The organism is Sandaracinomonas limnophila, assembly GCF_004005965.1.
Lineage (GTDB): Bacteria > Bacteroidota > Bacteroidia > Cytophagales > Spirosomataceae > Sandaracinomonas > Sandaracinomonas limnophila.
In genome coordinates this window covers 242,964-256,613 of the sequence record NZ_SACY01000004.1, presented here as the reverse complement: position 1 = coordinate 256,613, position 13,650 = coordinate 242,964, and the positions used below count along the sequence as shown (strand labels likewise).

Here is a 13,650-nt window from a genome sequence, read left to right as displayed (position 1 = left end):
GGTAGGTAAATTAGATTAGAAAAGGTTTTGAATTGTAAGTACCTTTGAAGCAAAATAGGTAAAATTTGAAAAAATACTTTCAACTTATTGTGGGCTTAAGCATACTTTCTTTCTTGATGGGAAGTGCCTCCGCGCTATTTTTGAAAGGTTTAGATCAGGTTGCCATTTTGAGAAATCTATGGCATTTGTTTCCTTACTTACTCCCTCTAATTGCTGTTATATTTTTATATAGCAAGACCTATTGGCAACAACTTAGTCAAACCTCTACCAATACCTATATTGAAATTATCAACGGCGGAGAAAAAAATACTTCCCCATTTTTTTCAATTTATATAGTAGCCAGCACATGGATTTCCCATTTAGCCGGAGCATCAGTGGGTAGAGAAGGCACGGCTGTTCAAATAGGGGCGAACTTTGCAGATTTTATTGCTACAAAATTTAAATTTTTAAAAGAAGACAAAATACTTCTTATTCGATCAGGTATAGCAGCTGGATTTGGTTCGGTCTTTGGAACTCCCTGGGCGGGTGCATTTTTTGGTTTGGAAATAAATGAATTTGGAAAATATTCATGGAAATCAATTATCCCCTGCATTTATTCTTCATTTTTATCAAATTGGATAAGTTTACACGTGTACGGAACAAAACACACACTTTATCCTGCTATTTTTTTACCTGAAATAAATGTAACATTTTGTGCCAAATTGCTCATTTTAGGCCTATTTTTAGCCCTAATTGCAAGATTTTATAAAGCGCTAGAATCGAATATAAATTATTTGTTTGGGCTATTGCCCTCACAAAAAATTCTCAGAGGGATTATTCTCGGAGCAATTGTAGGAATTTTACTAAGTCAAGGAGAATTCCAAAGTTCAATCGGATTAAGTGCTGAAAAATTATTAGATCCATTTAAAGGAAATATAGACAATTCATTTTTCATCAAAAAAATAATAGCAACTACATTTAGCTTAGCAGCAGGATTTAAAGGGGGAGAAGCAACACCCTTATTTTTAATTGGTTCACATGCGGGAGCATATTTTTCTAATCTATTAATTTTTCCTCAAGCACTTGCCGCTGCCTTAGGCTTTGTTGGCCTCTATTGCGGATTAGCAAAAACACCCTTAACTGCCATGTTTTTAAGTATGGAATTATTTAGCTTAAACATGGCCTTAGTTTCCTTACTTGTCACTCTTATTATAATATTTACTTCTGGGAAAAACGGATTATTTCCTCAACAAATCTGGAATGTAAAAATGCCAAAACCCCTATTATAATTATGTTTGAAACACTACTAAAACATTATGATTCCTTTAAAGATCACACACTAAACCAAAGAAGAATTAGTGATGATAAATGGAATTTACTTCTAAATAATTGGAAAAATTCACCATTACTGGGGGTAAAAGAAATTGGTAAATCCTATCAAAATAGAAGCATAAATGAAGTAACATTTGGTAAAGGGAAAATTAAAATAGCAGCCTGGTCACAAATGCACGGTGATGAGGCGACAGCCACATTAGCATTAGCAGATATTTATACTTTTTTATCCAAACCTATTCAAGAATTGGAAGAAATTTGGCAAAAAATACATCAAAATATATGCTTTCATTCAATACCTCAATTGAATAGGGATGGGGCATATTTATGGCAAAGAGAAACCGCTTTAGGAATCGACATGAACAGAGATGCTACGAAACAAAACAGTCCTGAAGCTAAACTACTATCAAATTGGGTAGATCAAATAAATCCACTATTTTCTATTAACTTACACGATCAAAATAGATTATATTCCGCAGGAAATTCAAAATACCAAACCCAAATTGCCTTATTAGCTACGCCAGGAGACGAAGTTGGAACCTGGACAGAATCAAGAATAAGAGCAGGAAAATTAGCCAATCATTTGTGCAAAAAACTCAAGCCAATAATAGGAAATAATTTAGCCAAATGGACAGATGAATATGAATCCAGAGCATTTGGAGACACATTTCAAAAAAGAGGTTATGGTCTTTTATTAATTGAAGCAGGAGGTATGCAATGGGATTTAGAAAAAAATTATTTAAGAAAATTAAACGCCTGCATGATTTTAGATTCCCTATATCAAATAGCAACAGGAAAATGGGAGTTGGAAAGCCTAAATGAATATAATTCGTTACTCACAAACGAAAAATACATTGCAGACATTAAAATAATCAACGCTCCATTAACCTTAGATGGTACACAAAGGGCCGACATCCTTTTTAATATAAAAGAGGAAAAATCAGGGACTGAAAACATAAATTTTTCATGGAAAATTGAAGATATTGGCGACATGTCACACATACATGGTTTAACTGAAATAAATGGTACAGATTTAACTATAATTGGAAACAGTCTTCCGGAAAAAGAGAAAGAATACCATCAATTTGTCTTAGGAAAAGGCAATGAAGAATTTTTTAAATTAAGTAATTACACAAACAAAATAAACAAAATATGATTTCCTTACCGGTCATAATTATTGGCGTAAATCCATTTGCCTTAGAAGTGGCAGATGTATTCCAAAAAAACAAGGTTGTTATCTATGGATTTTTAGACGACGATGTGAAGAAAAAAGACACATTTATTGGCGAAATACCTGTATTAGGAACAACAGAAGATGAGCAATTTTGGAACTTAATAGGGAAAAATTGCAACGTATTTGTAGCACTTGAAAATCCTGTAGAAAGAAAAAAAATGATTGAGAATATTATTGATGACAGGAAAACGAAGCCAACAAACGCCATACACCCAAATGCCCAGGTGGCAGATATCAATTCATTGTCGTATGGAATATTCCTTGGCAATTCGGCCATAATACAACCTGCAACAAAAATTGGCGACCACTGCATTATCGGTGCGGGCGCCATCATTGAAACAGGAGCATCTATTGAAGATTATGCACAAATTGGCAGTGGAACTGTTATTGGAAAAGAAGCAAAAGTAGAAAACAATGCCTTTATTGGAATTAATTCAACTGTGGTAGGATCCATTAAAATTGGCAAATCGGCAAGTGTAGGGGCTGGGAGTGTAGTAATAGAAAATATTCCTAATTCTAAGCGTGCTTTTGGAAATCCAGCTAAAATAGTATAATTATTACAGCAACTGAATATTTTGTGGCTCAACTGTTTTTTGGAAATTATACCGTAAAAACAGTTGGGCTACCAATACCACATCCTCCTGACAATAGTCGGAAATTCCTTTCAAATCCTTCAATTGATAATACGTTTCATTCACTTTATCACCAGAAAGGTTAGATTTAGCTTCTCCAATACCTAAAATTTCCACCAATAACTCTAAAGAAGTGTACGCTTTTCTGTCGCCAAACTTCCATAGCTCCATTGTATCTTGGTGAACGACTTCCCATGGTTTTTTACCTTGCAATTGCAATTGTTTCGGGATTTCAAGCGAATTCACCAACATTCTTCTACACAAATACGGAAAATCGAACTCTTTTCCATTGTGTGCGACAAGGCTTAATTCTTTGTTTTTGTAGGTATCATTAATAAAACGAATAAACTCCGCAAGCAATTCATTTTCATTGTCGTTTGCAATGGTTTTAACCTTCAGCGACAAGCCCTTTTCCTTGTCATTGAACAAAAAACCCATTCCAATACAAATAATTTTTCCAAACTCTGCGTACAATGCGGCACGTTGAAAATACAAATCCTCTAACATCAATTGGTCCGGATTAGGCAAATTTTTTGCTTTTTTTAACCACAGGCTTTGCATTTTCGGGCTCAACTGGGAAAAATCGCCTTTTCCACTTGCGGTTTCTATATCAATAAAAAGGGTATTTCTAAAGTTTTTCATTTGTAATATTTTCTAATGTTTCACGTGAAACATTTTGAATTTGTGCTTGAAATAAATCCGCAAAAGCAGCAACTACTTTCAACTTTACTTCTTTAACATCCAATTCTCTGCCCAACTCCTTTTTCAAGGAAGTAACACCATATTCGGCAATTCCGCAGGGAACAATGTGGTCAAAATATGTAAGGTCTGTATTGATATTTAAGGCAAAACCATGCATGGTAATCCATCGGGAAGCCTTGACACCCATAGCACAAATTTTCCGTTTTTCGGGTTTGTCTGGCTCAATCCACACACCTGTCAACCCCTCAACTCGACCTGCAACAAGTCCGTAAGATGCACAAACTTGTATGATAACTTCTTCCAGATTGCGTAAATACAAATGGATGTCGGTAGTGAAATTGTCTAGATCTAAAATAGGGTAGCCCACCAATTGTCCGGACCCATGAAAGGTAATATCGCCCCCTCGATTTGTTCGATAATAGCTTGCCCCAATGGTTTGAAGAAATGGTTCTTGCAATAAAAGGTGATTTTCGTTACCACTTTTACCCAAGGTATAAACAGGATTGTGCTCACAAAAAAGCAAATAGTTGGGAGTGGAAAGTTGAGAATCTGTATTGGAAGTTTGGACATTTTTAGCTCGATTATCTAGTTTTATTTTAGAAATACTTGCCAACAAAGACTCCTGAAAATCCCAGGTTTCCTTGTATTCCACTTGACCTAAATCAGTAAACTGAACTTTTTTATTCTTTTCCATTTTTATCAAGAAGCTGTTAGGCTTCTGTTTCCACGCGCATTAGTTTTACAAAAAACAAAGATACAAGAATGGCGAAACATCTTTTGCAAGGTAAGGAGGCGGAAGCCTTAGCTGCAAATTATTTGATCAAAAATAACTACCAAATACTTGATAAAAATTATAGAAGGGGTAGGTCAGAGGTTGATATCATTGCCCAAAAATCAGGATTTGTCATATTTGTGGAGGTTAAATCCTTACAAGCAAAAGGCGGAATCTACCCAGAACAACAGGTAACAAGAGATAAGATTTTTCAAGTTCAGGCGGCAGCAAATGTGTACCAATATGAAAACAAATACAAAGGAAATATCCGATTTGACATCATTGCCATCACATTTTTTACAAAACATTCAGAAATTGAGCATTTCAAGGATGCTTTTTAGTAAATTTGCAGATTATTGTAAATATGATAAACTTTTTCGAAGAAGATATTGCCGTTCCCCTAAAAGAAAAGCGAGCCTTGAAAGCTTGGTTGAAGCAGCTTGCCGCAGAAGAGGGAAAAAAAATTGTGGAATTAAATTACATTTTTTGTTCAGATTCCTACCTGTTAGAAATCAACAAACAATACTTAAATCACAATACCCTAACCGACATCATCACCTTTGACCAGTCGGAAAAGCCAAACCAAATTGAAGGTGATATTTACATTTCCTACGAACGCGTTTTAGAAAACGGAAGGACATTAAAGACAGAAGAAAACGAATTGTACCGAGTAATCGCACATGGTTTATTACATCTTTGTGGCTACAAAGACAAGTCGGAAGAAGAGGAAAAAACAATGAGAGAAAAGGAAAACTTTTATCTCACCAAAAGATAAGACAAAATGTTTCACGTGAAACATAAATGAAATGCAATATAATTACGACGTAATAGTAGTAGGTGCAGGGCACGCGGGTTGTGAGGCAGCAAATGCCGCAGCTAAAATGGGTTCAAGTGTTTTGTTGATTACGATGAACTTGCAAACCATTGCGCAGATGTCGTGTAACCCTGCCATGGGTGGCGTAGCCAAAGGACAAATTGTTAGAGAAATAGACGCACTTGGAGGGATGTCGGGAATCATTTCCGACAAAACAATGATTCAATTCCGAATGTTGAATCGCTCAAAAGGGCCAGCGATGTGGTCGCCTCGGTGCCAATCTGATCGAATGAAATTTGCAGAAGAGTGGAGATGGGCCTTAGAAAGAAATACTAATGTTGATTTTTGGCAAGATTCTGTGCAAGAATTAATTGTTCAAAATAAGGAATTGAAAGGAGTGAAGACGCGAATGGGGATGTCATTTTACGCGCCATCTGTGGTCTTAACTAATGGCACCTTTTTAAATGGATTGATTCATATTGGGGAGAAAAGTTTTGGCGGAGGAAGAATGGCAGAACCCAATGCGCAAGGACTCACAGAACAACTTGTTTCGCTCGGATTCGAAAGCGGTAGAATGAAAACAGGAACTCCGCCTCGAGTAGATGGAAGAAGCCTGAATTACGAGGCAATGGAAGAACAAAAAGGAGATGAAAACCCAAGTTCATTTTCTTATTTGACAAAAGAACCCATCAAAGAACAGCGCTCTTGTTGGATCACGCATACAAACGAGAAAGTACACGATGTCCTACGAAAAGGCTTTGAAAAATCGCCTATGTTTGCTGGAAGAATCAAAGGATTGGGGCCGCGCTATTGTCCATCAGTTGAAGATAAAATCAACCGCTTTGCAGATAAAAATAGTCACCAGATATTCGTAGAACCAGAAGGGTGGGAGACCGTAGAAATTTATGTAAATGGATTTTCAACATCCCTTCCAGAAGAAATACAATTTGAGGCGATCAAGTTGATACCTGGATTTGAAAAAGCAAAAATGTTCAGACCTGGTTATGCTATTGAGTATGATTATTTTCCTCCAACACAATTAAGTCCAACCCTCGAAACCAAATTGATTTCAGGATTATTTTTTGCTGGACAAATCAATGGAACAACCGGTTATGAAGAAGCCGCTTGTCAAGGTTTAATGGCAGGTATCAATGCCCACCAACATACCCATCAATTAAATCCTTTTACTCTCTCAAGATCCGAAGCATATATCGGTGTTTTAATCGACGATTTAATAAACAAAGGTACAGATGAGCCTTACCGAATGTTTACCTCGAGAGCAGAGTTTAGAACCCTCTTGCGACAAGACAATGCTGACGAACGTTTAACTGAAAAAGGATTTGAATTAGGTTTAGCATCTCAAGAAAGATTAGACACGTATTTGCAAAAAAAGCAAAACGTTGAAAACCTAATTCAAGAATTAAAATCAAACAAATTAAAACCAACAGAGGCAAATCCTTGGTTAGAGTCAATAGGTGTTTCAAGTATCAAAGAAGGAGCCCCTTTGATAAATTTCATCAAACGATCCGATGTCGGCTTTGAACATTTTTATAAAAATGAAATGCTTATTCCGATATTGAAAAAATATTCTACAGAAGAAATTGAGCAAGCTGAAATAATTATCAAATACGAAAGTTATATCGACAAAGAAAGAAAAATGGTGGACAAGATGAAGTCTATGGAAGATTTACAAATTCCACCTCAATTTGATTACGATAAAATCAAAACTCTTTCAACGGAATCAAGAATAAAATTAAATAAATTAAGACCCCAAACCATCGGACAAGCAAGTAGAATTTCTGGAGTGTCAGCTTCTGACATTTCTATTTTACTATTGTTCATGGGAAGATAATATGGAAATAATTAGCAACTGCCCCATTTGCCAAAGTCAACACATTGAATCCTTTTTGGAAGCAAAAGATTATACTGTTTCTGGAGAGTTTTTCAAAATCGTTCAATGCAGAAGCTGTGATTTCTTATTTACCAATCCAAGACCCTTGGCAAAGGAAGCTGGAAAATATTATCAGTCTGAAACCTATATTTCTCATTCGAATACCAAAGAAGGAATTGTAAATAAACTCTATCATTGGGTTAGAAATTTTACACTTCAACAAAAAATAAATTGGATTCGTTCGTACAAAAATTCTAATAAGCTTTTAGACATTGGTTGTGGAAATGGACACTTTTTACAAGCTTGTCAATCGGCAGGATGGGACGTTAGAGGAATGGAATTAGATCCACAAACTGCAGCAAAAGCAACGGAACTTACGAAAGCAAAAATTGCTGGAAAATTATCAGAAATTGAATCGCAAGAAAAGTTTCAAATAATTAGTTTATGGCATGTGCTAGAACACGTTTATGAATTAGACGAATATTTTACTTTTTTCAAAAAGCATTTAAACGAAAACGGTAAATTATTGATAGCGGTCCCCAATCCCAAATCTCACGATGCAGAAAAGTTTAAATCTCATTGGGCGGCTTATGATGTGCCTCGACACATCCATCATTTTACGCCAAAAACGATACAGTTTCTTGCTTCGAAATATGGATTTAAATTAGTCAAAACAAGAGGGCTTTTGTTTGATTCTTTTTACATCAGTATTTTAAGCAACGAATATCAGTCTGGAAAGAAAAAGCTTTTGGCCTCATTTATCACAGGCGCCTTTTCAAATTTAAAAGCCTTTATTTTCAACGGAAATTATTCCAGTAATTTATACATCTTTGAAAATGAATAAATCTAAAAAGCTTTCCCTTTTACTTGTCAGTTTTTTGTGCTTAGGATTTATTCTTTTACTCAACAGCTGTGCACAAATGGCATCGCCCCCAGGTGGAAAAAAAGACACCTTGGCACCAGTGCTCTTACAAAGTAACCCAACTTTAAAAAGTAAGAATTTCAAAGGGAAAAAATTAGATTTAAGTTTCAATGAATATGTAGATATTAAAAATGTAAATCAGGAATTATTAGTTACTCCAGGAATTGGATTTTATGAAACAAAAATTTATCCCAAAGGCTTATCTATTATTCTTGATTCAGCATTAAATGATAATACAACCTACACTTTCAATTTTAGAAATTCCATTTCAGATATCTCAGAAAGAAACGTAGCCAAAAACATCAAACTCGTTTTTAGTACCGGTAATATAATCGACTCGCTAAGCATTGAAGGAAATGTGAAAAACTTGTTTACAAATAAAAAATTAGAAAATATTTTAGTGGCAGTTTATCCCTATTCCGACACATTAAAAATTGATAAACAAAAGCCCTATTATTTTACCAAAACCGATACCTCCGGAAATTACCAATTAGAAAATTTAAAAGCAGGAAAATATTACATGGCTGCATTTGCAGATGTAAACAATAATTTACTCTTAAATGCAAATAAAGAAGCACATGACTTTCAAAAAGAAGCATTTATAGATCTCAAAGAACATCTAAAATCAAAAGATTTTATTCTTAGCAACCAAAATTTAGACAGTCTAAAAATTATTAAAACAACCACAACAGCTAAATCGGTTTTATATGAATTTAATCGGGGAATTCAAGAAGCTAAAGTTGAACAAAAACAAAGCAATGCTGAAAAAATAGTTTATCAAATAGAACAAAATAAGCAACTCCGCATATTTAGAGGAACAACTAATAAAAATGATACTTTATTTATTAAACTAAATACAACAGATTCTTTAAACAGGTTAAAAGAATTTAGTGTTAAAATAAAATACCGCGAATTAAATAAAAAAGAAAAATTAACTAGAAAGCCTTTCAACTTAAGTGTTTATCCAAAATTTGGGGCACGATTTTCACCTTTAGATTCAATACAATTGGATTTTGAAAAACCTGTTGCCTCGTGGAACATAAAAAAAATCTATTATAAAATTGATTCCTTGAAAAGAATTTCAATTGATGAAAAAAACATAAAATTCAATTCTTATTCAAATCAACTTATTATTTCGAAAAAAGATTTGCCCAAAGAAAAAGTCAATTTAATTTTTGAAAAAGATGCTTTTGTAAGCATAGAACAAGATTCAACGGATTATGTTGAATACCCAATTGAAAGAGAAGAATTGGAAAACTTCGGTCTCATTTCAGGAAAAATAAATTCAACAAAAAAAGATCAACAATATGTTGTACAGCTGATTAAAGGTCAGGAGCAAGAAATTGCCTATTCACAAATTGTTAAAGAAAATTTCACATTTAATTACATAGAACCTAATATTTATACGATTAGGGTCATCGAAGACCTGAACAAAGACGGAAAGTGGACACCCGGAAATTTTCAAACCAAAAAAGTGGCAGAACGAATGTTTTTCTATCCAATGCCATTGAAATTAAAAGCAAATTTTGAATTAACGGACCTTGTCATCCAAGGTGAATAAGTATGTGGATAAGTGGTGGATTTCCTCACCTTTTTATCCACATTTAAATCACATCTTTGGGGATAAAATATTTTTTCAAAACAAATTGTGCATAAGTCTGATTTTATCCTCAAGATATCTTCAATTTATCCACAAATAAAAATACAATTTAATTTAATTAATATATTAAATTTCAGTTATTTACAAATCAAAAAATCACTTATCCACAAATCCACAGAGAACAATAACATACAATTAAATTTTACTTAAATTAATTTTTTTATTTTTAAATAATAGCCTGTGGATAAGTTTAGAAGAATTTTTAAACTAATGCTTTTTTGATATTTAAATTGTATAAAGTATCATTTTAGGGTAATATTTGGTATAATATAGTTTATAGTTGTGGATAATATGTGGAAATCTTATATTTGATTGAAATAATAAACCTATGAAACATCAACAATTAGAAAGAGTCTTTGATTTATTGAAGGCTTATGAACACCAGGAGATTCCTATTTTATTTAACAAGAAAAGTAATGGCTCTTGGCAAAGTTATTCTTCCTCGAGTTTTGTTCAATCGGTTCATGAGCTTGCACTTGGATTTTTGGAATTAGGTTTAGGGATTGGCGATAAAATTGCTATTATTTCAAACAATCGGACCGAATGGAACATCGTTGATTTTGCAGTTCAATTAATTGGTGGGGTTACGGTTCCAATTTATCCGACCATAACCATTGAAGATTACACCTATATTTTTTCAGATTCTGGTTCTCAACTAATTTTTGTAGAAAACGAAGATCTATTTTACAAAGCCAATGAAGCAAGTAAGTCACTAGATTTTGTAAAAGGAATTTACACTTTTGATTCGATACCAGCTGCCAAAAATTGGAAAGAAATAGAAAATTTGGGAAAAGGTAAAAATGTTAAAAACTTAGAGCCTTTTCATTCCAAAGTTAAATCAACAGATTTATTGACTTTAATTTATACTTCAGGAACTACAGGTAGACCTAAGGGTGTGATGTTGACTCATCATAATATTTTGAGTAATGTAAAATCGGTTGTGCGTGGTGAATATTTTGATTTAAAAGTTGGGGAGAATGTGTTGAGTTTTTTACCGCTTTGTCATATTTATGAACGAACCGATATTTATTTGTACATGTATTATGGTGTTTCTATTTTTTATGCAGAAAGCATGGAAACCATCGCTGATAATATCAAGGAGGTTCAACCTGTTGCATTTGCAACCGTTCCACGTTTGTTGGAAAAGGTGTATGATAAAATATTAGCTAAGGGAAACGAATTGACAGGCATTAAACGAAAATTGTTTTTTGCGGCAATTGATTTTGGATTGAAATATGATCCAATGCAAAAATTGGGTATTTTGGAGCGAATAAAATATGCAGTTTTTAGCAAATTGATTTTTAGTAAATGGCGAGAGGCTTTGGGCGGAAATGTTCGATCCATAACAAGCGGTTCTGCTGCACTGCAACCTCGATTATCTCGCGTTTTTTGGGCAGCAGGTGTTCCTATTTCAGAAGGTTATGGACTAACAGAAACCTCTCCTGTGATTTCGGTTTGTAAAATAAATCCACCCGATTTTAAAATAGGTTGTGTGGGAACAATTTTGGATTGTGTGCAGGTAAAGATTGCAGAGGATGGAGAAATTTGTTGCAAGGGAGATTCGGTAATGGTTGGGTATTACAATAATCCAGAAGCTACTGCCGAGGCCATTGATAAAGAAGGCTGGTTTCACACGGGAGATATAGGAGAATTAGTTGATGGAAAATATTTGAAGATAACAGACCGTAAAAAGGAGATATTTAAAACTTCGGGGGGAAAGTATGTTGCACCGCAATTGGTGGAAAACAAGCTAAAAGAATCGGCATTTATAGAACAATGTATGGTGGTTGGAGAAGGACAAAAATTTCCTTCGGCTTTAATTATCCCTGAATTTTCTGCTTTACAATTTTGGGCGCGCCAACAAGGGATTCATTGGGAAAGCAATGCCGACTTAATTAAAAACCCAAAAATTGTTCAAAAAATGGAAGAAGAGGTACGCCAGACCATGATTAGCGTGGCCAAATATGAACAAGTTAAAAAAATAGTTTTGCTAGATAAGCTGTTTACTATTCAAGATGGAGAACTAACCCCTACCTTAAAACTTAAAAGAAAGGTCATTTACAATAAGTTTGAAAGTGTTATTTTACCGTTATATACATAAATTTTACACAATACCTTTTTTATTTTAGTAAATTGCGCATTGAATTTAACAAAGTATGAGTCAAACAAATAAAATAGCCTTAATTACAGGAATCACCGGACAAGATGGAGCGTATTTAGCTGAGTTGTTATTAGGAAAAGGATACGAAGTGCATGGTATCAAAAGAAGAAGTTCTTTGATCAACACTCAGCGTATAGATCACCTCTATTTAGATCCTCATGTAGATAATTCTAAATTCCATTTGCATTACGGCGATTTAAGTGACTCAACGAACATCATTCGTATCATTCAGGAAGTTCAGCCCGACGAGATTTACAACTTGGGTGCAATGTCGCACGTGAAGGTTTCTTTTGATGAGCCAGAATATACAGCACAGGTAGATGGAATCGGAACACTTCGAATTTTAGAAGCGGTTCGTTTGTTGGGATTGACGAAAAAAACAAAGATTTATCAGGCCTCAACCTCAGAATTATATGGTTTGGTACAAGAAGTACCACAAAGTGAAAGAACGCCGTTTTATCCACGTTCTCCGTATGCAGTAGCAAAATTATATGGTTATTGGATTACCGTAAATTATCGCGAGGCTTACGATATGTTTGCTGTAAATGGTATTTTGTTTAATCACGAATCGCCCTTGCGTGGTGAAACTTTTGTGACCAGAAAAATTACACGTGGAGTTTCTCAAATTGTGTTGGGACAGGAGAAAAAAATCTATTTAGGTAATTTGGATGCCAAGCGTGATTGGGGACATGCAAAAGACTATGTAGAGGCGATGTGGTTGATTTTACAACAAGAGGTTGCTGAGGATTTTGTGATTGCAACGGGTATAACAACAACCGTAAGAGAATTTATTAAAATGGCCTTTGCAGAAGTGGGTGTGGATGTTGATTTCAAAGGAGAAGGAGTAGAGGAAAAAGGATATGTTGTGGCTTGTTCAAACCCTGCTTATCAATTAGAAAAAGGAAGTATTGTGGTAGAAGTTGACCCAAGGTATTTTAGACCCACAGAGGTAGAATTATTGATTGGAGACCCAACGAAAGCAAAAGAGAAATTGGGTTGGAAATTGAAGTATGATTTACCAGCATTGGTTAAAGATATGATGGAGGCCGACATTAAGTTGTTTTCTCAAAAAGCATAATATGGCTTGGTTTGCTGTTTATACGAAGTCGCGCTGTGAGAAGCAAGTGGCTTTGGATTTGGAGGCATTAGGTATAGAATGTTATTGTCCCATAAACAAAGTTAAACGCAAGTGGTCTGATCGAACAAAATGGGTAGAAGAGCCTCTTTTTCGTTCCTATGTTTTTGTGAACATAGACTATGTAACGGAGAATGTAACTGTTCGAAAGGCTCGAAATGTAGTGAATTTTGTGTATTGGTTGAGTAAACCTGCCCAAATACAAGAAGAAGAAATTCTTGCCATTAAATCATTTTTGACCGATTTTGTAAATGTTGAAGTAATAGGTACTTCTGTAAAAGTTGGAGATTTTATTACCATTAAATCGGGTGTTTTTGAAGGAAAAAGGGCAAAAGTTCAATCCTTTAAAAATAAAAAAGAAGTTCGCTTAATCATTGAAAGTATGGGCTATGAGCTAGTGGCTCATTTGGCATAAT

General features: G+C 34.5%; 13 protein-coding genes. 11 read left to right on the top strand and 2 right to left on the bottom strand.

Annotated elements, in window-relative coordinates; all coding sequences use genetic code 11:
- Positions 1-65: 65 nt before the first annotated feature.
- From EOJ36_RS09890 to EOJ36_RS09880, 3 genes are read left to right on the top strand one after another with little or no spacing between them, the layout of a single operon-like run.
- Positions 66-1,268 (top strand): chloride channel protein, encoded by a 1,203-nt coding sequence (locus EOJ36_RS09890; RefSeq protein WP_127804887.1) that lies wholly within the window; start codon positions 66-68, stop codon positions 1,266-1,268.
- Positions 1,269-1,270: 2 nt separating this feature from the next.
- Positions 1,271-2,467: a M14 family zinc carboxypeptidase gene (locus EOJ36_RS09885; RefSeq protein ID WP_127804885.1), complete on the top strand. Its 1,197-nt coding sequence runs from the start codon at positions 1,271-1,273 to the stop codon at positions 2,465-2,467.
- On the top strand, positions 2,464-3,099 hold the full coding sequence (locus EOJ36_RS09880; protein WP_127804883.1) for a NeuD/PglB/VioB family sugar acetyltransferase: 636 nt from the start codon (positions 2,464-2,466) through the stop codon (positions 3,097-3,099). Before EOJ36_RS09885 ends, EOJ36_RS09880 begins: the two co-directional genes overlap by 4 nt.
- Before the next feature lie 3 nt (positions 3,100-3,102).
- Here the strand turns inward: EOJ36_RS09880 and EOJ36_RS09875 are convergent, their stop codons facing one another.
- Positions 3,103-3,819, bottom strand: coding sequence for a ribonuclease H-like domain-containing protein (locus EOJ36_RS09875; protein WP_127804881.1), 717 nt, complete (start codon positions 3,817-3,819; stop codon positions 3,103-3,105).
- Positions 3,806-4,573, bottom strand: coding sequence for a lipoyl(octanoyl) transferase LipB (gene lipB, locus EOJ36_RS09870; RefSeq protein WP_127804879.1), 768 nt, complete (start codon positions 4,571-4,573; stop codon positions 3,806-3,808). The genes EOJ36_RS09875 and lipB overlap by 14 nt, the downstream gene beginning before the upstream one ends.
- A 68-nt stretch (positions 4,574-4,641) precedes the next feature.
- On the opposite strand from lipB, the gene EOJ36_RS09865 reads away from it, so the two are divergent.
- The 8 genes from EOJ36_RS09865 (at position 4,642) to nusG (ending at position 13,649) form a co-directional block, all read left to right on the top strand.
- Positions 4,642-4,992 carry a YraN family protein gene (locus EOJ36_RS09865; RefSeq protein WP_127804877.1) on the top strand — a complete coding sequence of 117 codons (351 nt, stop codon included), beginning with the start codon at positions 4,642-4,644 and terminating at the stop codon, positions 4,990-4,992.
- Between the two features lie 23 nt (positions 4,993-5,015).
- The gene (gene ybeY / locus EOJ36_RS09860) at positions 5,016-5,426 is read left to right on the top strand and encodes an rRNA maturation RNase YbeY (protein ID WP_127804875.1); all 411 of its coding nucleotides are present in this window, start codon (positions 5,016-5,018) and stop codon (positions 5,424-5,426) included.
- A 31-nt stretch (positions 5,427-5,457) separates the two neighbouring features.
- Positions 5,458-7,317, top strand: coding sequence for a tRNA uridine-5-carboxymethylaminomethyl(34) synthesis enzyme MnmG (gene mnmG, locus EOJ36_RS09855; RefSeq protein WP_127804873.1), 1,860 nt, complete (start codon positions 5,458-5,460; stop codon positions 7,315-7,317).
- Between the two features lies 1 nt (position 7,318).
- Complete coding sequence (locus EOJ36_RS09850) at positions 7,319-8,200, top strand: class I SAM-dependent methyltransferase (protein ID WP_127804871.1); 882 nt, start codon at positions 7,319-7,321, stop codon at positions 8,198-8,200.
- Positions 8,201-8,276: 76 nt separating this feature from the next.
- On the top strand, positions 8,277-9,839 hold the full coding sequence (locus EOJ36_RS09845; protein WP_164847890.1) for an Ig-like domain-containing domain: 1,563 nt from the start codon (positions 8,277-8,279) through the stop codon (positions 9,837-9,839).
- A 427-nt stretch (positions 9,840-10,266) separates the two neighbouring features.
- On the top strand, positions 10,267-12,039 hold the full coding sequence (locus EOJ36_RS09840) for an AMP-dependent synthetase/ligase (protein ID WP_127804867.1): 1,773 nt from the start codon (positions 10,267-10,269) through the stop codon (positions 12,037-12,039).
- Between the two features lie 55 nt (positions 12,040-12,094).
- Positions 12,095-13,177: a GDP-mannose 4,6-dehydratase gene (gene gmd, locus EOJ36_RS09835; RefSeq protein ID WP_127804865.1), complete on the top strand. Its 1,083-nt coding sequence runs from the start codon at positions 12,095-12,097 to the stop codon at positions 13,175-13,177.
- Position 13,178: 1 nt separating this feature from the next.
- Entirely contained in the window at positions 13,179-13,649 is a 471-nt protein-coding gene (gene nusG, locus EOJ36_RS09830) for a transcription termination/antitermination protein NusG (protein ID WP_127804863.1), read from the top strand.
- Position 13,650 lies beyond the last annotated feature (1 nt).